20 protein-coding genes are annotated in these 19,274 nt (G+C 43.6%); 16 read left to right on the top strand and 4 right to left on the bottom strand.

What is annotated here, in order from left to right:
* Window positions 1–12 precede the first annotated feature (12 nt).
* On the bottom strand, window positions 13–504 hold the full coding sequence (locus NSU05_RS14815) for a GAF domain-containing protein (RefSeq protein ID WP_015714522.1): 492 nt from the start codon (window positions 502–504) through the stop codon (window positions 13–15).
* Window positions 505–630: 126 nt separating this feature from the next.
* Between NSU05_RS14815 and refZ the strand changes: the two genes are divergently transcribed.
* Entirely contained in the window at window positions 631–1,254 is a 624-nt protein-coding gene (gene refZ, locus NSU05_RS14810; protein ID WP_014477663.1) for a transcriptional regulator RefZ, read from the top strand.
* Here refZ and hisJ read toward each other — a convergent pair.
* Window positions 1,251–2,057: a histidinol-phosphatase HisJ gene (gene hisJ / locus NSU05_RS14805; RefSeq protein ID WP_003229318.1), complete on the bottom strand. Its 807-nt coding sequence runs from the start codon at window positions 2,055–2,057 to the stop codon at window positions 1,251–1,253. The genes refZ and hisJ overlap by 4 nt on opposite strands.
* 196 nt (window positions 2,058–2,253) lie before the next feature.
* Between hisJ and ezrA the strand changes: the two genes are divergently transcribed.
* Window positions 2,254–3,942 (top strand): septation ring formation regulator EzrA, encoded by a 1,689-nt coding sequence (gene ezrA / locus NSU05_RS14800; protein ID WP_038429468.1) that lies wholly within the window; start codon window positions 2,254–2,256, stop codon window positions 3,940–3,942.
* Window positions 3,943–4,037: 95 nt separating this feature from the next.
* Here the strand turns inward: ezrA and brnQ are convergent, their stop codons facing one another.
* On the bottom strand, window positions 4,038–5,375 hold the full coding sequence (gene brnQ, locus NSU05_RS14795; protein WP_003229322.1) for a branched-chain amino acid transport system II carrier protein: 1,338 nt from the start codon (window positions 5,373–5,375) through the stop codon (window positions 4,038–4,040).
* Window positions 5,376–5,569: 194 nt separating this feature from the next.
* On the opposite strand from brnQ, the gene NSU05_RS14790 reads away from it, so the two are divergent.
* The 5 genes from NSU05_RS14790 to NSU05_RS14770 all read left to right on the top strand — a co-directional run bounded on the left by NSU05_RS14790 (window position 5,570) and on the right by NSU05_RS14770 (window position 11,604).
* Complete coding sequence (locus NSU05_RS14790; RefSeq protein WP_339204082.1) at window positions 5,570–6,715, top strand: cysteine desulfurase family protein; 1,146 nt, start codon at window positions 5,570–5,572, stop codon at window positions 6,713–6,715.
* Between the two features lie 3 nt (window positions 6,716–6,718).
* Window positions 6,719–7,924 carry a tRNA uracil 4-sulfurtransferase ThiI gene (thiI, locus tag NSU05_RS14785; protein WP_003229326.1) on the top strand — a complete coding sequence of 402 codons (1,206 nt, stop codon included), beginning with the start codon at window positions 6,719–6,721 and terminating at the stop codon, window positions 7,922–7,924.
* A 93-nt stretch (window positions 7,925–8,017) separates the two neighbouring features.
* Entirely contained in the window at window positions 8,018–8,227 is a 210-nt protein-coding gene (gene sspA / locus NSU05_RS14780) for an alpha type acid-soluble spore protein SspA (RefSeq protein ID WP_003223491.1), read from the top strand.
* A 178-nt stretch (window positions 8,228–8,405) separates the two neighbouring features.
* Entirely contained in the window at window positions 8,406–9,995 is a 1,590-nt protein-coding gene (locus tag NSU05_RS14775) for an acyl--CoA ligase (protein ID WP_003229331.1), read from the top strand.
* A 19-nt stretch (window positions 9,996–10,014) separates the two neighbouring features.
* Window positions 10,015–11,604 carry an amidohydrolase gene (locus NSU05_RS14770; protein WP_003229333.1) on the top strand — a complete coding sequence of 530 codons (1,590 nt, stop codon included), beginning with the start codon at window positions 10,015–10,017 and terminating at the stop codon, window positions 11,602–11,604.
* On the opposite strand, the gene NSU05_RS14765 is transcribed toward NSU05_RS14770, so the two are convergent.
* Window positions 11,599–12,402 carry an NAD kinase gene (locus NSU05_RS14765; protein WP_014477655.1) on the bottom strand — a complete coding sequence of 268 codons (804 nt, stop codon included), beginning with the start codon at window positions 12,400–12,402 and terminating at the stop codon, window positions 11,599–11,601. The two genes, NSU05_RS14770 and NSU05_RS14765, sit on opposite strands and share 6 nt — an antisense overlap.
* Window positions 12,403–12,587: 185 nt before the next feature.
* On the opposite strand from NSU05_RS14765, the gene sppA reads away from it, so the two are divergent.
* From sppA to NSU05_RS14720, 9 genes are all read left to right on the top strand, one after another.
* Window positions 12,588–13,595, top strand: a complete 1,008-nt coding sequence (gene sppA / locus NSU05_RS14760) for a signal peptide peptidase SppA (RefSeq protein ID WP_038429466.1) — start codon at window positions 12,588–12,590, stop codon at window positions 13,593–13,595.
* A gap of 12 nt (window positions 13,596–13,607) precedes the next feature.
* Entirely contained in the window at window positions 13,608–14,102 is a 495-nt protein-coding gene (locus NSU05_RS14755) for an RDD family protein (protein WP_014480553.1), read from the top strand.
* A gap of 74 nt (window positions 14,103–14,176) precedes the next feature.
* Window positions 14,177–14,857: a DUF2953 domain-containing protein gene (locus tag NSU05_RS14750; protein ID WP_015483561.1), complete on the top strand. Its 681-nt coding sequence runs from the start codon at window positions 14,177–14,179 to the stop codon at window positions 14,855–14,857.
* A gap of 13 nt (window positions 14,858–14,870) precedes the next feature.
* Window positions 14,871–15,326 carry a GerW family sporulation protein gene (gene ytfJ / locus NSU05_RS14745; RefSeq protein ID WP_038429465.1) on the top strand — a complete coding sequence of 152 codons (456 nt, stop codon included), beginning with the start codon at window positions 14,871–14,873 and terminating at the stop codon, window positions 15,324–15,326.
* Between the two features lie 109 nt (window positions 15,327–15,435).
* Window positions 15,436–15,939, top strand: a complete 504-nt coding sequence (tpx, locus tag NSU05_RS14740) for a thiol peroxidase (protein WP_003223506.1) — start codon at window positions 15,436–15,438, stop codon at window positions 15,937–15,939.
* A gap of 60 nt (window positions 15,940–15,999) precedes the next feature.
* Window positions 16,000–16,989, top strand: a complete 990-nt coding sequence (locus tag NSU05_RS14735) for an N-6 DNA methylase (RefSeq protein WP_003229346.1) — start codon at window positions 16,000–16,002, stop codon at window positions 16,987–16,989.
* A complete protein-coding gene (locus NSU05_RS14730) occupies window positions 16,961–17,164 on the top strand; it encodes a hypothetical protein (protein WP_123372909.1) in 204 nt (67 codons plus the stop codon). Before NSU05_RS14735 ends, NSU05_RS14730 begins: the two co-directional genes overlap by 29 nt.
* A 172-nt stretch (window positions 17,165–17,336) precedes the next feature.
* Window positions 17,337–18,524: an acetate kinase gene (locus NSU05_RS14725; RefSeq protein WP_003223511.1), complete on the top strand. Its 1,188-nt coding sequence runs from the start codon at window positions 17,337–17,339 to the stop codon at window positions 18,522–18,524.
* A gap of 84 nt (window positions 18,525–18,608) precedes the next feature.
* The gene (locus NSU05_RS14720) at window positions 18,609–19,121 is read left to right on the top strand and encodes a molybdenum cofactor biosynthesis protein B (RefSeq protein WP_021480306.1); all 513 of its coding nucleotides are present in this window, start codon (window positions 18,609–18,611) and stop codon (window positions 19,119–19,121) included.
* The last annotated feature ends 153 nt before the right edge of the window (window positions 19,122–19,274 follow it).

The raw sequence follows: 19,274 nt of genomic DNA, 5'->3' as shown, positions 1-19,274 counted from the left end.
TGGGCTTTTATATTACTGCGCTAACGCTTTTTCTAGCGTTTCGGCAAATTGAGTTAAGTATTTTTCATCAATTTCGTCGAAACGGTTTTTCACTGGGCTGTCGATGTCCAAGACGCCGACAATTTTTCCGTCTACACGAATCGGAAGCACAATTTCTGATTGAGACGCTGCATCGCAGGCGATATGTCCCGGAAACGCGTTTACATCCTCAACACGTTCCACTTTTCCGTTTGCGTACGCTGTGCCGCAAACCCCTCTGCCGAAAGGAATCCGAACACATGCCGGCAGGCCTTGGAACGGACCTAACACAAGCTGTCCATCCTCTTCTTTGGCAAAATAGAAACCCGCCCAGTTGACTTCAGGCAGCGAATGATACAGCAGTGCTGAGGCATTTGCATAGTTAGCTATTTGGTCTGTTTCGTCTTCGGTCATGGCTTCGAGCTGTTTTAGCAGAAGCTGATAGCCTTTTTCTTTATCTCCAGATTGTTTTTCGACATGGAACATGGAAAACCCTCACTTTTTCTATAATATAAAACAAAGTTCCGGCTTTTCTGCCGGCATTTGTCGATAAGTTCTTACAGGAACAGCGGCTTTCTGCTTGAATAGTATCAAGAGGAAGGAGTGAGCCGTATGAAAGTAAGCACCAAAGACAAAATTATTGAATCTGCTGTCATGCTTTTTAACCAAAAAGGATTTTCTGGCACGTCTGTCCGTGAAATCGCAAAGTCAGCTGATGTAAATGTTGCGCACATCTCCTACTATTTTAAAGGCAAAGGAGGCTTGATGGAACACTTAGTTTCAGAGTTTTACGAGGGCTACAGCAAAACGCTTGAAACAGCGGCAAGCAATATCTCTTCTCAAAGCACTCAGGAACAGCTTCTTCAATTGGTTTTCGATATTTTATCCTATCAGCATAATCATCGTCAATTAACTCGTTTTGTCTACCGGGAAGTCACAATTGACTCCACATTAATCAGGGAAATTATGTCGACATATCTAATGAAGGAAAAGTATATCTTCCAGCTGATCATTGAGGAAGGAGAAAAACAGCGTGAATATTTAACGCTGCCGCTGCCTCATTTTATTCTCCAATTAAAATCTCTCTTGATGATGCCCTATCTCCAGCCTCAATATATTTCAGAAGTACTCTACATGCAGCCGCACGAGCCGTATTTTTATAAAATGTATTTTGAAGAAATCAAGATTTGGATCAGAAGCGTCTTCCGGACAGGAGACGTGGCGCTCACCAACTAGCACCGTTCCAAAAACGCCTCATACGCATATCCGACATCTCCCGCTTGATGGGCATCAGACCCAAACACAAGCGGGATCTTCTTTTGCTTCGCTTCATTCAGCATCCAATCCTCGATATAAATACCGCCAGCGTAAGTTTTTCTTAAGCCGGAAGTATTGAAGTCGAGCTCCATTCCGTTTTCTTCAATGGCATTCAGGCACAGGGAAACGAGGCCGCGAATATGCTCTGACATGCTGTATGGAAACAGCTTGATGAATTTTTGGACGAGTGTGATGTGACCGACTCTTTTTGGCTTATAAACGCCGAGAGATGCTACAATGGAAGAATAGATACTCCGGTAATATTGTTCATATACCGCTTCAATGCTTCCGCAGGCTGAAATCAGCTCTTTGAAGGTATGCTCGTCATAATCAAGGCATAGATAGGAAGAGTCTGTGCGCAAAAAATGAACGGATAAGATGCTGTCATCTAAATATGGCCCGTATGTGTCCAGAAATAATGTAATTTCGTCTTCAAATTCAGCGATATAATCGACTTCAAGCCCTGTCCGTATGCTAAGCTGTCCGCGATATTCTTTTTTTAATCCGGAAATTTCATGAATATAGCGTTCCAAAGAAGCTTGCGCCATCGCGCTGTCTTTCAGCGGCGTGGGATCGGTAAAAGAGGGCGGCAATGGGGCGTGTTCGGTAAAAGTAATCGATTCGAACCCTTTTTTTAAGGCTTCTTCTGCATATTGTCTGAGTGTGTCATTGGAGCCGTGAGGGCAAAATGGTGTGTGAATATGTCCGTCTCGCTTTTGCATTGATGTCACCCCATGAAAAAATAGTCAAATCCTGCCGATTTTGCACAAAAAGTTTTTGATTTCTGGTCAAAAAATGTTTGTTACATGGTATCATAATAACAATGAAAACGACAGTTTTTCTCAATACATATCCTGAAATCTTTCTGAATAAATAAAACACCCTGACAGATTAAGGTAAACAGCAAGGGGGCTCATTATGGAGTTTGTCATTGGATTATTAATTGTACTGCTTGCGCTGTTTGCGGCAGGCTACTTTTTCAGGAAAAAAGTCTACGCCGAAATCGACCGGCTGGAATCGTGGAAGATTGAAATTCTAAATCGGTCGATCGTGGAAGAAATGTCTAAAATAAAACATTTAAAAATGACGGGTCAGACAGAAGAGTTCTTTGAGAAGTGGCGTGAAGAATGGGACGAGATTGTCACAGCCCACATGCCGAAAGTTGAAGAGCTCCTTTATGATGCCGAGGAAAATGCAGACAAATACCGGTTTAAAAAGGCCAATCAAGTGCTCGTTCATATCGATGACCTGCTGACAGCGGCTGAATCAAGCATTGAAAAGATTCTTCGGGAAATCAGCGATCTTGTCACAAGTGAGGAAAAGAGCCGTGAAGAGATTGAACAGGTGAGGGAGCGCTATTCGAAATCTCGAAAAAACCTGCTGGCTTACAGCCACCTTTACGGGGAGCTTTATGACAGCCTTGAAAAGGATCTGGACGAAATTTGGAGCGGCATCAAACAATTTGAAGAAGAAACAGAAGGCGGAAACTATATTACTGCAAGAAAAGTACTGCTTGAGCAGGACCACAATCTTGAACGGCTTCAGTCATACATAGATGATGTGCCGAAGCTGTTAGCTGACTGTAAACAGACGGTGCCCGGACAGATTGCAAAGCTCAAGGATGGCTATGGCGAAATGAAAGAAAAAGGGTACAAGCTTGAGCATATCCAGCTTGATAAGGAATTAGAAAATCTGTCAAACCAGCTGAAACGAGCGGAACATGTCCTGATGACTGAGCTGGATATTGATGAAGCGTCCGCAATCCTGCAGCTCATTGACGAAAATATTCAATCTGTTTATCAGCAGCTGGAGGGCGAAGTTGAAGCCGGTCAATCCGTACTAAGCAAAATGCCTGAATTGATTATTGCTTACGACAAGCTTAAAGAAGAGAAAGAGCATACGAAAGCGGAAACTGAGCTGGTGAAGGAAAGCTACAGGCTGACAGCCGGTGAGCTCGGCAAACAGCAGGCTTTTGAAAAGCGCCTTGATGAAATTGGGAAGCTGCTATCATCCGTTAAAGATAAGCTCGATGCAGAGCATGTCGCTTACTCACTTTTAGTGGAAGAAGTTGCTTCAATAGAGAAGCAAATTGAAGAAGTGAAAAAAGAGCATGACGAGTATCGTGAAAATCTGCAAGCGCTGAGAAAAGAAGAGCTTCAGGCGAGGGAGACGCTCAGCAATTTGAAAAAAACAATTTCTGAGACAGCAAGACTGCTGAAGACTAGCAACATTCCAGGCATTCCGAGCCATATTCAAGAGATGCTGGAGAACGCGCATCATCATATTCAAGAAACAGTCAATCAACTAAACGAACTTCCATTAAATATGGAAGAAGCCGGAGCCCATTTGAAACAAGCAGAAGATATCGTCAACAGGGCAAGCCGGGAATCAGAGGAACTTGTCGAGCAGGTCATCCTCATTGAAAAAATCATTCAGTTCGGAAACCGGTTCAGAAGCCAGAATCATATTTTATCTGAACAGCTGAAAGAAGCGGAAAGACGTTTTTATGCTTTTGATTATGACGACTCTTATGAAATTGCCGCTGCCGCTGTAGAAAAGGCTGCGCCAGGTGCAGTTGAAAAAATCAAAGCTGACATATCCGCTTAGATAATCAAGACCATGAAAAAGAGCCCGCAGTGTAATGAGCAGGCTCTTTTTTTTATTACAAAACGCCTGCGCAATAACGCAGGCGTTCTGTGACATTAACTTATTTCATTAAGCTGTTTGGATGGTCCGATGAATAAGGTCAGCACATAGCCGATAACCGCTCCGACGATTCCTGGAAGCACCCAGCCGATGCCGAGGCTGTAAAGAGGAAGATTCGCATTTAGAAACACATCTAAAGATCCAAGTGAGAAACCGGCTGCTTTGATACCGTCTAAAATACTGAAAAGTCCTGTACCGATCAAGCATGCGATGTACACTTCGCGTCTTTCTTTAAAGATCTTATCGATGAAGGAAAGAACGATAATGACAATGGCAAGCGGATAGATAGCTGATAAAATAGGAACAGAAAACGCGATAATTTGCGCGAGTCCGAAATTCGCAATGATCAAGCTGAATAACGTGACAATCGTAACGACAATTTTATATGATAATGCCGGAATAAGTTTTGAAAAATATTGGCCGCAAGATGTGACAAGGCCGATGCTTGTTGTTAAACATGCGACTGTAATCGCTGCTCCGAGTACGATGTTGCCCAATGAACCGAATAAATAATGGGAAGACGCAGATAAAATTTTAGCTCCTTCACCAACAGGACCGATGGCATTTGTGCTTGTTGCACCTAAATAAGCAAGGGATACATAAATGAAAGTCAGGCCTAAAGCGGCAATCACACCTGCTTTAATGCAGGCTGCAGCAAGAGCTTTAGACTGTGTAACGCCTTTGCTTTTTACAGCATTTACAACGACAACGCCAAATACAATTGAAGCAAGTGCGTCCATTGTTTTATAGCCTTCTAAAAATCCTTTAAAAACCGGTGTTCCTTTATATGCTTCTGTCACGGCGCCCAATCCGCCCATCGGCGTGAAGATGGCTTTGAGAACAATGATTAAAATAATTGTGAATTTGATGGGAGTCAGAATTTTTCCGACTCGATCGACAACCTTGGATGGGTTTAACGCTAAATAGTACGTAACGCCGAAAAAGATAAGTGTAAATATTAATAAAGAAAGTCTTTCTGGTACGCCAGTCAAAAACGGAACAGCGCCAATTTCATATGAAACAGTTCCTGTTCTCGGGATGGCGAATAATGGTCCGATTGATAAATAAAGCACGACAGTAAAGATTGTGCCGAAAACAGGGTGCGCTTTGTCAGCAAGGCCTTTTGCGTCCTTACCGGTTAATGCGATGGCGATAATGCCGAGAAGCGGCAGGCCTACCCCTGTCAGTAAAAATCCGCCGATGGCCTTCCAGACGTTGTGTCCGGCTGCTTGTCCAAGTTCCGGCGGATAGATCATATTTCCTGCTCCAAAGAATAACGCAAATAGCATGAAACCAATAATAATGGTATCTTTGACAGGCAGTGAGTGTTTCATGAAAAAAATCCTCCTAATAATTATGTTAAAATATTCTGTCAATTAATTGTCAGATAATATGACGAAACGAACAAATCTTATTATATGGTAAAAAAATTAGAAGTCAATACTAGTTTTTCGTAATTTTCTATTAAATTTTGTTATGGTAACATAAATATCATACCTTGTACCGCTTTCATAAAGGAGTAAAAAAGATGATATATTTAGATAATAGTTCAACGACGAAGCCTTACGATGAAGTCTTGAACGTATATGAACAGACAAGCAGCCGATACTTTGGCAATCCTTCATCTTTGCACCGATATGGAGCCGAAACGGAACAGCTGCTTCAAGCAGCCAAAAATCAAATCAAAAGGTCCTTAGGCCTAAAAAAATATGATATTGTATTTACGTCAGGCGCCACAGAAGCCAATAATGCGGCTTTAAAAGGAGCGGCTTTGTCAAAGATAAAAACAGGCAAACATATCATTGCCACTTCTATTGAACATCCATCTGTTACGGAATCGTTAGAACAGCTGAAAGAGTTGTTCGGGTTTGATATCACTTATCTTTCTGTGAATGAAGACGGATTTGTTTCTATTGAAGATCTAAAAGCAGCCATCCGTCCCGATACCGTGCTTGTCAGCATGATGCATGTGAACAATGAAGTCGGTTCCGTGCAGCCGATTGAAGCGGCAGGGGAAGTGCTGAAGAAGCACCCGAACATTTTGTTCCACGTCGATTATGTGCAGGGCATCTATAAAGTGCCCTTGGCAATTGAAAAGGCCGGCATTGATCTATGTTCAATTTCGGGGCATAAATTTCACGGCCTAAAGGGGACAGGCGCACTTATTGTAAAAGAAGGAACACGCCTTATTCCGCTCATAACGGGAGGCTCTCAGCAAAAAGGCATACGGGCCGGAACAGAACATACTGCTGGTGCGGTTTCGCTTGCCAAGGCCATTAATCTGGCCTCTGCTGATTTTGACACACGGCTTGACACGATGACTGCCGTAAAGGAATTGTTTATGAATAGGCTGAGTGAAATTGAGGGCGTCGTTATCAACACGCCTCAAATGAATAGCGCGCCGCACATTATTAATTTCTCTGTACCGGGGATTAAAGCGGAAGTGCTTTTACACATGCTTGAGGAACAGGATATATTCGTCTCCACAACATCGGCTTGCTCGGCAAAAGAACATAAGCCCAGCAAGGTTCTCTTAGAGATGGGCAAAGGAGAGCAGATTGCCGGAAGCAGCATCAGAATCAGTTTAAATTACAGCCAGACAAGCGATGTGGCAGAACCGTTTATGAACGCGCTTCGTCCTGGCATCAAAAAATTAAGGGAAATGATGAGGTAGAACATGAATTACGATCATATATTAATTCGTTTTGGGGAAATTTCGACCAAAGGCAAAAACAGAAAAAGCTTTATTGAGCGCTTAAAACAAAACATCAGACTCGTTTTGAAAGACTATCCGAATTTAAAATACTTTTCCAACAGGGATCGTATGACGATTACATTAAATGGAGAGGATCCTGAGGCTCTTTTTCCTCATTTAAAGCAAGTGTTTGGGATTCAAAGCTTCAGCCTGGCAATTAAGTGTGACAGCCGCCTTGATGATATTAAGGCAACCGCACTAAAGGCTATCAAAGATCAGTATAAACCAGGTGATACGTTTAAAGTCGCGACAAAGAGAGCGTATAAGCAATTTGAATTAGATACAAACCAGATGAACGCTGAAATCGGCGGCCATATTTTGCGAAATACAGAAGGATTGACGGTCGATGTTCGCAACCCAGACATCCCGCTCAGAATCGAAATCAGGGAAGAAGCAACATTTTTGACAATTCGTGATGAAAAAGGTGCAGGCGGGCTGCCAGTTGGTTCAGCAGGAAAAGCGATGCTGATGCTTTCTGGCGGTTTTGACAGCCCTGTGGCCGGTTTTTATGCGATGAAACGGGGATTGTCGGTAGAAGCTGTTCATTTCTTCAGCCCGCCATACACAAGCGAGCGCGCAAAGCAAAAGGTAATGGATCTGGCGAAATGTCTGTCCCGTTTTGGGGGAAGCATGACACTTCATATTGTTCCATTTACAAAAACGCAAGAGCTCATCCAAAAACAAATTCCTGAAAATTACACAATGACGGCAACCCGCCGCCTCATGCTTCAGATAGCCGACAGAATCAGAGAAAAGAGAAACGGGCTTGCCATTATTACGGGAGAAAGCCTCGGTCAGGTAGCGAGCCAAACGCTTGAAAGCATGTATGCAATTAATGCGGTGACGTCAACACCGATTTTGCGTCCGCTAATCGCCATGGACAAAACAGAAATCATCGAAAAATCACGGGAAATTGGCACATATGAGACAAGTATTCAGCCGTTTGAAGACTGCTGCACGATCTTTACACCGCCAAGCCCGAAAACACGCCCTAAAAAAGAGAAAATTGAACACTTTGAAAGCTTTGTTGATTTCGAGCCGTATATTCAAGAAGCGGTAGATAACATTGAGACAATGACCCTTTATAGCGAACAAGAAGCTAACGATAAATTCGCTGAACTCTTTTAAATCAATTTTCAGCTCCTGTATACAATTACCAAAGTTTTTCTGAATGAAGCCATGTGTTTTGACACATTCTATACTCACAAGGAGGTGAGACACATGGCTAACAATAACTCAGGTAACAGCAACAACCTTTTAGTACCAGGAGCTGCTCAAGCGATCGACCAAATGAAATTAGAAATCGCTTCTGAATTCGGTGTAAACCTTGGAGCAGACACAACTTCTCGCGCTAACGGTTCTGTTGGAGGAGAGATCACAAAACGTCTTGTATCTTTTGCTCAACAAAACATGGGCGGAGGACAATTCTAATTTACAATTTCACATAATGGCTTAGGAGTGGGGGTATCCCCACTCTTTTTCATTTTTTACATATAAAAAAGGACCAGCGGCCTATAAAATCTATGTTTACAGAGGTTGCTTTTAGGCATATCCTTACGGAAAGAGCCTGTATTTATGTATAATGGGTGGAGAAAGTGAGGAGTTGTTCGTGTTAAAACGTGAAGATTTAATTGCCCCTGTGCAATATAATTTAGTGAATGAAATGGAAAAGTTCAGTGCTGCTGGACAAAAAACCGCTCTTCTTTGGGAGGACGAGTCGGGCAAGCAAGAATCTTGGTCGTATGAAAAGCTGATGGAAGAAACAAATAAAATCGGAGCGGCCTTAGCTGATCTTGGATTTAAAAAGGGAGACAAGCTGATTGTAATGGTTCCGCGGGTGCTTGAAGCCTATGCTGTTTATTTGGCTATCCTGAAATCAGGAATGGTTGTCATTCCGTGCTCCGAAATGCTTCGCGCGAAAGATCTTGAATACCGGATTGAACATGCAGAGGTAAAAGGCGCTATCGTCTACTCCGAATTTATTGGCGCTTTCCGGGATGTCAGTACGGCTGACAAACTGATTACACTGTCTATTGGTGAAAATGATGCCGGCTGGAAAAACCTCTTATCAATTGAAGCGGACGGAAGCCAATTTAAAACAGCTGACACAACAAGAGATGATATGGCTTTCTTATCTTATACATCCGGGACAACAGGTCAGCCGAAAGGTGTTGTACATACACATGGATGGGCATTTGCTCATTTAAAAACTTCTGCCGGCGCTTGGCTTGACATTTCTGAAAAGGATATCGTCTGGGCAACTGCTGCCCCTGGCTGGCAAAAGTGGGTATGGAGTCCGTTTTTAGCGGTGCTTGGCAGCGGAGCAACCGGTTTTGTGTACCACGGCAGATTCAAAGCAGAAAAATATCTAGAGCTTTTAAATCGCTACAAAATCAATGTTTTCTGCTGCACTCCGACAGAATACCGCTTAATGGCGAAGGTTGAAGGCTTGAAACGCTTTGATCTTTCTGCCCTGCACAGCGCTGTTTCCGCAGGTGAGCCGCTCAACCGTGAAGTCATTGATGTTTTCCAAAAGCACTTTGGCATTAAGGTACGGGACGGATATGGCCAAACAGAAAGCACGCTTTTGGTTGGTGTTTTGAAAGATACGCCTATTAAACCGGGAAGCATGGGAAAACCGACACCGGGAAATCAGGTGGAGATCATAAATGAAGACGGTGAAATCTGCAAACCTGGTGAGGTTGGCGATATCGCTGTTCACCTCAGTACGCCTGCGCTCTTTAAAGAGTATTTTAAAGATCCGGAAAGAATGAAAACACAAATTCGCGGCGATTATTTCCTAACGGGAGACAGAGCAAGAAAAGATGAGGAAGGTTACTTCTGGTTTGAAAGCCGAAATGACGATATTATTATCAGCTCCGGCTATACGATCGGGCCTTTCGAGGTGGAAGACGCGCTTGTTAAGCACCCAGAAGTAAAAGAATGTGCTGTTGTCGCAAGCCCTGATGAAATCAGAGGCTCCATCGTAAAGGCATATGTTGTCCTGCAAAATCATGAAAAACGCAGTGATGAGCTTGTCAAAATGCTGCAAAACCATGTGAAGACGATTACCGCTCCATACAAATATCCTAGAGAAATTGAATTTGTGGAAAGCCTGCCGAAAACGGCTTCTGCAAAAATCAGACGAGTGGAATTAAGAAAACGTGAAGAACAGCTCAAAGCCAATAAAAAGGCGTAAAGAAAGAGAGTGAACGTGAATGAAGGCGATATGGCACGGCGGTTTCATTTATACGATGCTCGAAGAAGGCGATCGGACTGAGGCAGTTTATGTTGAGGATGGTGTTATAAAAGGCACCGGCAGCTATGAACGTTTGAAGGAAAAGTACGGGTCGCCGGAAACAGAAGAAATCAGCCTGAACGGAGCAGTGATGTTCCCCGGTTTTGTTGACAGCCATCTACATTTGATCGGCCACGGTGAGAAACAGCTTCAGCTCGATCTGTCCGCACTGACGTCGAAAGATTCAATTTTACAGGCTGCGAAGGAAAGAGAGCGGCAGCTTCCTAAAAACGATTGGCTCATTGGAGAAGGCTGGAATGAAAATCAGTTTGAGACACCTGACTACTTGACTAAGCATGATCTTGATCGCCTGTTTCCTGACAGGCCCGTCTTGCTCAAGCGTATATGCCGGCATGCAATAGCTGTCAATTCTGCGGCTCTTCAAGCAGCGGGAATTTCAAGAAATACTCCTGATCCTGACGGCGGAGTCATCGTAAAAGATGCAAATGGCGAGCCGACCGGACTCCTGTTTGATAAGGCGCAGGATTTGATTCTGAAGGCTGTCCCGCCAGTCTCCCAGCACTATGTTGATGAGGCATTAACGGCTGCAATAAAGGATTGCTGGACAAAAGGCCTGACGGGCGGTCATTCGGAAGACTTGTCCTATTATGGTGATGTTTCGGTGCCGATGAAAGCTTATGAGAAAGCTGCCGCTGGCGGAAAGTATCCGTTTCGCTGCCATTTGCTCGTTCATCATGAAGCTGTCGATCGATGGGAGCAGCTGGAGAAGCTGTCCGGCCCGTATGTGGAGTTCGGTGCTATGAAAATCTTTGCGGACGGGGCGCTTGGCGGGAGAACGGCTTTATTGAAAGAACCATATCAGGATGATCCATCAACAAATGGTGTTCAGGTTCACGATGACGAAACCCTTGGCCGGCTCATTCGCAAAGCGAGAGAAAAAGGGATGGAGGTTGCTGTTCATGCAATCGGCGATCTTGCTTTTGAAAAAGTGCTGAACGCAATAGAAAAGCATCCGCCCAAAAACGGCCGGCATGATCGGCTTATTCATGCTCAAGTGCTTGATAACGAATTAATCGAGAGAGCAGCACGCATGCCGATCGCACTTGACCTTCAGCCGCACTTCGTTGCAAGCGACTTTCCGTGGGTCATTGACCGTCTCGGAAAAGACCGGATGAAGACTGCATTTGCCTGGAAAACCCTCATATCTAAAGGCATTTTATGCGCGGGCGGTTCAGACGCCCCGATTGAGCCTGTTGACCCGCTTCTAGGGATCCAGTCCGCGGTCCTCCGGAAAAGCAGTCATGAGCAAAACGGGCCAAGCTATAATGAAAGTGAATGTTTACCTGTATATGAAGCGATAAAGCTTTATACAGAAGGTAGCGCCGGTATCATTTATAAAGAGAAGTCACGCGGAAAAATTGCGGAAGGCTATGACGCGGATTTTACAGTTCTCAGTGGTGATCCGTTTGCCATTGACCCCGCACAGCTTCATCTTTTAGAGATTAAAAAAACCGTGATTAACGGCCAGATTGTATATGAGAAATCATAAAAAAGTACGCTTCACTTTTTCCCAAAATGAATTGTCCTTTAGTTTGACTGTTTTGATTTTCTTATTAGACAGTTTGATTTCGATCGTTTTCACATTTCTCGTGCTGAGTGCTTCATTGTCCAAGCCGATGATTGGGTGTTCGTTGCCGTCCTGCACCACACGAAGGGTCAGCTTTCGGTCAGAGCTGAGGACAAATGGCGAGCCGAGTGTCCGGTAGGTATTATTGTTAAGGGATGCAAGCTCTGATACCTGCATGCATGGAAGCAATGGATCAACAACCGCTCCTGCAACAGACTTGTTATAGGCGGTGCTCCCTGTAGGCGTTGAGATAATCATTCCGTCACCTCTAAACGTTTCAAAGTGCAGATCGTCAATCAGCACGTCCATCACAAAGGTTTTAATGATGCTTGAGCGGATGGATACCTCGTTTAAGCAGTGAAAAGGACTGGCATGATCCACTGTCACTTCAATCAGCGGGTATTTTCTCACTTCAATTTGTTCAAACGTCATTGCATCGACCATTTTTTCTCGCTCATCACTATGAAAGTCGCAATATAAATGAGCTTTCCCCTTTTTGGTAATGCCGACGTACAAGCAGTCATCACGAAAATTCGTCTTTCTGACTGCCTGCAAAAATGTGCCGTCCCCGCCAATGCTAGCGATAATATTAGCGTCTGAGTGCTGGTTCACAACGGTAAATCCATGCTCTTCCGCCAATTGTGTTAACGAGCGGGCTTGTTCGTTCGTTTCCTGATCCTGTTTGTGAAAAAAATAAACATTACGGCGTTGATCGGTCATATCCCATTTCCCCTTTGCTGTCATATTTAAGTTTTTCTGCCATCCAGTATTTGTGATAAAATACCTTTGGCCATAAGTGTACCACGTTTGCCGGCAGCCCGTTAAGCCGGAGCTTTCTCATGAAGTGAAACATTTTTCATATTGAATCGTATAATGAGAGAGTTTAGGAAAAAGGAGGAGAAAAAATGAATGCAAAAAGATGGATTGCATTAGTGATTGCTCTGGGGATTTTCGGCGTGTCTATTATCGTCAGCATCTCTATGAGTTTCTTTGAAAGCGTCAAAGGCGCTCAAACGGATCTCACATCACTGACGGATGAATCGCAGGAGAAGACGCTGGAAAACGGCAGTCCCTCAAGTAAAATTGCCGTATTAGAGGTCAGCGGCACCATTCAGGATAATGGGGACTCAAGCAGTCTGCTTGGTGCAGACGGATATAACCACAGAACGTTCTTAAAAAACCTTGAGCGCGCAAAAGATGACAAGACGGTCAAAGGTATCGTTCTGAAGGTGAATTCTCCGGGTGGCGGAGTGTATGAAAGTGCTGAAATACATAAGAAACTGGAAGAAATCAAGAAAGAAACGAAAAAACCGATTTACGTGTCAATGGGTTCGATGGCAGCATCAGGAGGCTATTACATCTCAACAGCGGCTGATAAGGTTTTTGCGACACCGGAAACCCTGACCGGGTCACTCGGCGTCATTATGGAAAGCGTCAATTATTCAAAGCTTGCCGATAAGCTTGGCATTTCTTTTGAAACGATTAAGAGCGGGGCCCATAAGGACATTATGTCTCCTTCCCGTGAGATGACGAAAGAAGAAAAAAACATCATGCAATCGATGGTTGATAATTCGTATGAAGGCTTTGTTGATGTCATTTCAAAAGGGCGCGGCATGTCGAAAGCAGAGGTAAAGAAAATTGCGGACGGCCGCGTGTATGACGGACGGCAGGCGAAAAAACTGAACCTCGTTGATGAGCTTGGTTTTTATGACGATACCATTACGGCGATGAAAAAGGATCACAAGGATTTGAAAAACGCCTCTGTCATTTCTTATGAGGAAAGCTTCGGATTAGGTTCACTGTTTTCCATGGGCGCGAACAAAATGTTTAAAAGTGAAATTGATTTTTTGAATATGAGAGAAATTCTATCGCAATCCGGTTCGTCGAGAATGATGTATCTCTATGCGAAGTAGGAGGGAACAATAATGGACGCGACATATGAAGAGTTAGAGCGCAATGACATCAAAGGCCCGCAAGAAGCGGAGCAGCTGACACATGCCTATGCTGGCTTTTGGGTTCGTTTCTGGGCTTTCCTGCTTGATTGGCTCGTGATATGGGGATTAAACCATTTGCTCGTTTCTCCCCTCTTTACCGTATTGGATCTGCCGAAAACATCCGGCATGTTTACCTTCTCGGCTTACAGTGTGACAACGCTTATTGTGTATCTTGCCTATTTCGCACTCATGACAAAATACTTCAGGCAGACGCTTGGTAAAATGGTGTTCGGCCTCAAAGTGGTTTCTGTGAAGCGAGATAGCAAGCTGACATGGAGTACAGTGATTTTTCGTGAAGTGGTTGGACGGTATATTGATAAGATTTGGATTTTATATATCGTTGTTGCTTTTTCACCTACAAAACAAGGGATTCATGATTACATCGCGGATACCACCGTGGTGCATGAAAAATTATACCGCAAATAACCGATAACCCGGACCTCCGTCCGGGTTTATTTTTTTAGGAATTGGCGATAATGCTCCTAGAGGAAGTGAAGAATATGGTGTATGTACTGACAGCCATTCTTATTCTCATAGGGATCGTACTGCTTCTCAGAATGAAAATCCATGTCGCGCTGGAGTATCTTCATGCCGCTGATAATGACAAATTGACCTTGAAGATTACGGCGCTGTTTGGCCTTATAAGGATCAAAAAAACAATCCCTGCGATTAAGGTGAACAAAGAAGACGGAACAGTGGATATCAAACAAAAAACTGAATCTAAAATGAAAAAAAGCAGCGGAAAGAAAAAAATTACACAAAATGATGTGCAGCAAAGCATTAATAAAATCGAAATGCTTTTGCATCAGGTTACCAGACTACGAAAAATCAGCGCGTCTTTTCTCGCGCATTTACATATCACAAAACTAGAATGGGTTACAGTAATCGGAATTCAGGACGCGGCAGTGACAGGTGTGTTAACAGGTGCTGTATGGGGTGTGAAGGGCGGTATCGCAGCAATGCTTTACGACCACCTGGACTTTGTGAATAAACCTGTCTATGAGGTGATCCCGTCGTTTCAAGTCCCTGTTTCCAAGACCCATTTTCAGTGTATATTCTTTTTTCGCTTTGGACATGCTATGCTTGCAGCTTTCAAATTCGTCAAATACGGACGGGAGCTATCCGTATTAAAGAAGAATCCGTCGGCTAGAATGACTTCAAAGAATGATTCATCAGTTTAAGGAGGAAGCGTATATGGCAGACCATCCCATCCAAGGTTTAATGAAAACCGCAATGGAAAACTTGAAGGAAATGATTGATGTTAACACCATCATCGGAGATCCAGTAGAAACGCCTGATGGAAGTGTGATTTTAACTGTTTCTAAAGTTGGATTCGGATTCGCCGCAGGCGGAAGCGAGTTTGGCGGAAAGCCGGCCGAAAAGAAATCGGAAGACGATGAGATAAGAGAACAGAAACTTCCTTTCGGAGGCGGAAGCGGGGGCGGTGTGTCCATTACGCCGATCGCGTTTTTAATTGTCGGATCGACAGGCATCAGAATGCTTCATTTAGATGAAAATACCCATTTAATAGAGAAAATTTTAGACGCAGCCCCTCAAACACTCGAACGCATCCAGCAAATGTTCAAGAAAAATAACAAGAACCAAGGCCAAGGCCAAAATCAAAACCAAATGAACAATATGAATTATTAAAAAAAGGTTAACTGCGCTGGCCGCAGTTAACTTTTTTTTGGCATAAACTTTGCAGTTTGCAGGAAACTTTACTATGATAGAGACATACATACAAAAGGGAGGAATTATAATGGCTGAAATTACATTCAAAGGCGGTCCGGTTACACTTGTCGGACAAGAAGTGAAGGTAGGAGATCAAGCTCCTGATTTCACAGTGCTGACTAACAGCCTTGAAGAAAAATCGTTAGCTGACATGAAAGGAAAGGTAACGATTATTTCTGTTATCCCTTCAATTGATACAGGTGTTTGTGATGCACAAACACGCCGTTTTAACGAAGAAGCTGCAAAGCTTGGAGATGTCAACGTCTACACAATCAGTGCAGACCTTCCATTCGCGCAAGCGCGCTGGTGCGGCGCTAACGGAATTGACAAAGTGGAAACACTGTCTGACCACAGAGATATGTCATTTGGCGAAGCGTTCGGTGTGTATATTAAAGAACTTCGTTTGCTTGCGCGTTCCGTATTTGTCCTTGATGAGAATGGAAAAGTCGTTTACGCTGAATATGTAAGCGAAGCAACAAACCACCCGAACTATGAAAAGCCAATTGAGGCTGCTAAGGCATTAGTGAAGTAAGCAGGGAAAAAAGCTCCAGGCTGCCGCCGGAGCTTTTTTCATGGCAAGGAGGAACACAATATGCAAAAAGACCATGTAGGTGCGGTGTATGAGCTGTTAAACGAAGCAGCGATTATGATAAAGAATGAATTGCAGATTTCATATATAGAGGCGCTGGCCGAAGCAGGAGAAATGTATTTTCTTGAAAAAACGGATCAGCTGAAACTGCCTGCTGATCAGAAAACCAAACAACTTCAGGCTCTGCTTGAAAAAGCGGAATTCGGCACGTATGAGCATGAGTGGGTACGCAAGGCTTTTCAGCTTGCCGTCCTTAAAGGAATGAAAGATATCTCCCATCCAAACAGACAAATGACGCCGGATACGATCGGGCTTTTCATCAGCTATTTGGTGAATAAGTTTATGGCGGACAAAAAGGAACTGACCATTCTTGATCCAGCCTTGGGAACTGGGAACCTTCTGTTTACCGTGCTGAACCAGCTGTCTGAAAAAACGGCAAACAGCTTTGGCATTGAAATTGATGATGTGCTCTTGAAGATCGCCTATGCCCAAGCGAACCTTCTGAAAAAAGAGCTTGAGCTTTTCCACCAAGACAGCCTTGAGCCGTTGTTTATCGATCCAGTTGACACGGTCATTTGTGATCTGCCAGTCGGCTATTATCCGAATGACGAAGGAGCAGAAGCGTTTGAGCTTAAAGCTGACGAAGGCCATTCCTTCGCTCATCATCTGTTTATTGAACAGAGCGTCAAGCATACCAAACCGGGCGGCTACTTATTTTTTATGATTCCGAATCATTTGTTTGAGAGCTCCCAAAGCGGCAAGCTGAAACAGTTTTTCAAAGATAAGGTTCATATCAACGCACTGTTGCAGCTGCCAAAATCTATTTTTAAAGACGAAGCTCATGCCAAAAGCATCCTTGTGCTTCAGAAACAAGGAGAGAATACGAAAGCCCCGGGGCAAATTCTGCTTGCGAATCTTCCGTCTTTCTCCAATCAAAAGGCGATGCTTGATATGATGGCTCAATTTGATGAATGGTTTAAAAAAGAAAAGTAAGTGTTTTAAAAGCAGCTTAGGCAGCCGTATGAGGTCGATGCCTAAGCTGCTTTTATTTATGCTTTTGAAGACCGGACTTGACGAATTGAATCCAGCTTTGAAACACAAAATACAGAGGGAAAAACCGCAAATTGTAAGCGTTCATCAATACAAAACCTATAGGGAATGTGTCTGAAAATAACGACTTCTTATTGTAAGCGTTATCAATACGCAAGTTGACTTGAAAAGCCGACATGACAATGTTTAAATGGAAAAGTCAGATATTTTTCGGAGAAGATGTTGATATTCACCGGGAAAAAAGTACGAAAAACGAAGTTGTTGATACAGAGTATAAAGGAGCGTCAATCATGTCCAAAATTATTGCAATTAACGCAGGAAGCTCGTCTTTGAAATTTCAGCTTTTCGAAATGCCTTCAGAAACCGTTTTAACGAAGGGTTTAGTTGAACGAATCGGTATCGCCGACAGCGTCTTCACAATTTCTGTGAACGGCGAAAAAAATACAGAAGTAACTGATATTCCGGATCATGCGGTAGCTGTTAAAATGCTGCTGAATAAGTTAACGGAATTCGGCATTATTAAAGACTTGAATGAAATTGACGGAATTGGCCATCGTGTCGTTCACGGCGGAGAAAAATTCAGCGATTCTGTTTTATTAACGGATGAAACCATTAAGGAAATCGAAGATATTTCTGAATTGGCACCGCTTCACAATCCGGCAAATATCGTTGGAATTAAAGCGTTCAAAGAAGTGCTTCCAAATGTTCCTGCGGTAGCTGTATTTGATACGGCATTCCACCAAACAATGCCTGAGCAGTCTTACCTGTACAGCTTGCCGTATGAATACTATGAAAAATTCGGCATCCGTAAATACGGCTTCCACGGCACATCACATAAATATGTAACTGAGCGTGCGGCAGAGCTTCTCGGCCGTCCGTTAAAAGACTTGCGCCTGATTTCCTGCCACCTTGGAAACGGAGCAAGTATTGCGGCTGTTGAAGGCGGAAAATCAATTGACACATCCATGGGCTTTACGCCGCTTGCCGGTGTAGCAATGGGTACACGCTCTGGAAACATCGACCCTGCCCTGATTCCATACATCATGGAGAAAACAGGCCAAACGGCTGACGAAGTATTGAATACATTAAACAAAAAAAGCGGACTGCTCGGCATTTCCGGTTTCTCAAGCGATCTTCGTGACATCGTCGAAGCAACGAAAGAAGGAAATGAGCGCGCGGAAACGGCTCTTGAAGTATTCGCAAGCAGAATCCACAAATACATCGGTTCTTACGCTGCAAGAATGAGCGGTGTAGATGCGATCATCTTTACTGCCGGTATCGGTGAAAACAGTGTGGAAGTCAGAGAACGCGTTCTTCGCGGTTTAGAATTCATGGGCGTATACTGGGATCCTGCGCTTAATAACGTGCGCGGCGAGGAAGCTTTCATCAGCTATCCGCATTCTCCAGTAAAAGTCATGATCATTCCGACTGATGAAGAAGTCATGATTGCGCGCGACGTTGTTCGTTTAGCAAAATAAATCGCATGAAAGCACATTCTCTTGAATGTGCTTTTTTGTTGATGCATGATAGTGACAGACAGAAAACATAAAAGAGGTGGGCCAATGAGTGTTCAAGAGCATAAACAAGAAGCTCCCGATATCGTTCGTTGCAAAGTGATTACTGTCAGTGACACGAGGACAGAGGAAACCGATAAAAGCGGCAAGCTGATGATCTCGTTTTTAGAAGAAGCCGGTCATCACATTGCTGCATATGAAATTGTAAAAGACGAAAAGGATGCTTTGCAGCGGTCAGTGCTTGCGGGCTGCATGGATGAACAGACAGACGCGGTACTCTTAAATGGAGGGACAGGCATAGCAGATCGGGATGTCACAATTGAAGCCATTACGCCGCTGTTTTCGAAAGAACTGCCCGGCTTTGGAGAAATATTCAGGATGCTGAGTTATACAGAGGATATCGGCCCTGCCGCAATCATGTCGAGAGCAACTGCCGGCGTCATTCAGCATACCGCTGTTTTCTCAACGCCAGGCTCAAGCGGCGCGGTAAAGCTGGCAATGAATAAGCTGATTATTCCCGAACTTGCGCATGTGGTCAGAGAAATCAGAAAAGACAAGTAAATGAATAAATACTACGAAACTTCACCTGAAATTTAGGTGAAGTTTTTTTTATAAAAGGCTTGAAAAAACGAAACGTACTTGTTAAAGTGTATACATACAAAATGTATTTTTATTAAAAATAATTTATTTTTATACAAAATAGAAACACGGTTG

It is taken from the genome of Bacillus sp. EU52, assembly GCF_037964975.1.
Taxonomy (GTDB): domain Bacteria; phylum Bacillota; class Bacilli; order Bacillales; family Bacillaceae; genus Bacillus; species Bacillus subtilis.
Note: the sequence above shows the minus strand (reverse complement) of the source record. Positions and strands in the feature narration are given on the sequence as shown.

Excerpts from the sequence above, each read along its gene's own strand:
- NSU05_RS14815 (WP_015714522.1), bottom strand. The coding sequence starts at position 504 with ATGTTCCATGTCGAAAAACAATCTGGAGATAAAGAAAAAGGCTATCAG.
- refZ (WP_014477663.1), top strand. The coding sequence starts at position 631 with ATGAAAGTAAGCACCAAAGACAAAATTATTGAATCTGCTGTCATGCTT.
- hisJ (WP_003229318.1), bottom strand. The coding sequence starts at position 2,057 with ATGCAAAAGCGAGACGGACATATTCACACACCATTTTGCCCTCACGGC.
- ezrA (WP_038429468.1), top strand. The coding sequence starts at position 2,254 with ATGGAGTTTGTCATTGGATTATTAATTGTACTGCTTGCGCTGTTTGCG.
- brnQ (WP_003229322.1), bottom strand. The coding sequence starts at position 5,375 with ATGAAACACTCACTGCCTGTCAAAGATACCATTATTATTGGTTTCATG.
- NSU05_RS14790 (WP_339204082.1), top strand. The coding sequence starts at position 5,570 with ATGATATATTTAGATAATAGTTCAACGACGAAGCCTTACGATGAAGTC.
- thiI (WP_003229326.1), top strand. The coding sequence starts at position 6,719 with ATGAATTACGATCATATATTAATTCGTTTTGGGGAAATTTCGACCAAA.
- sspA (WP_003223491.1), top strand. The coding sequence starts at position 8,018 with ATGGCTAACAATAACTCAGGTAACAGCAACAACCTTTTAGTACCAGGA.
- NSU05_RS14770 (WP_003229333.1), top strand. The coding sequence starts at position 10,015 with ATGAAGGCGATATGGCACGGCGGTTTCATTTATACGATGCTCGAAGAA.
- NSU05_RS14765 (WP_014477655.1), bottom strand. The coding sequence starts at position 12,402 with ATGACCGATCAACGCCGTAATGTTTATTTTTTTCACAAACAGGATCAG.
- sppA (WP_038429466.1), top strand. The coding sequence starts at position 12,588 with ATGAATGCAAAAAGATGGATTGCATTAGTGATTGCTCTGGGGATTTTC.
- NSU05_RS14755 (WP_014480553.1), top strand. The coding sequence starts at position 13,608 with ATGGACGCGACATATGAAGAGTTAGAGCGCAATGACATCAAAGGCCCG.
- NSU05_RS14750 (WP_015483561.1), top strand. The coding sequence starts at position 14,177 with ATGGTGTATGTACTGACAGCCATTCTTATTCTCATAGGGATCGTACTG.
- ytfJ (WP_038429465.1), top strand. The coding sequence starts at position 14,871 with ATGGCAGACCATCCCATCCAAGGTTTAATGAAAACCGCAATGGAAAAC.
- tpx (WP_003223506.1), top strand. The coding sequence starts at position 15,436 with ATGGCTGAAATTACATTCAAAGGCGGTCCGGTTACACTTGTCGGACAA.
- NSU05_RS14735 (WP_003229346.1), top strand. The coding sequence starts at position 16,000 with ATGCAAAAAGACCATGTAGGTGCGGTGTATGAGCTGTTAAACGAAGCA.
- NSU05_RS14725 (WP_003223511.1), top strand. The coding sequence starts at position 17,337 with ATGTCCAAAATTATTGCAATTAACGCAGGAAGCTCGTCTTTGAAATTT.
- NSU05_RS14720 (WP_021480306.1), top strand. The coding sequence starts at position 18,609 with ATGAGTGTTCAAGAGCATAAACAAGAAGCTCCCGATATCGTTCGTTGC.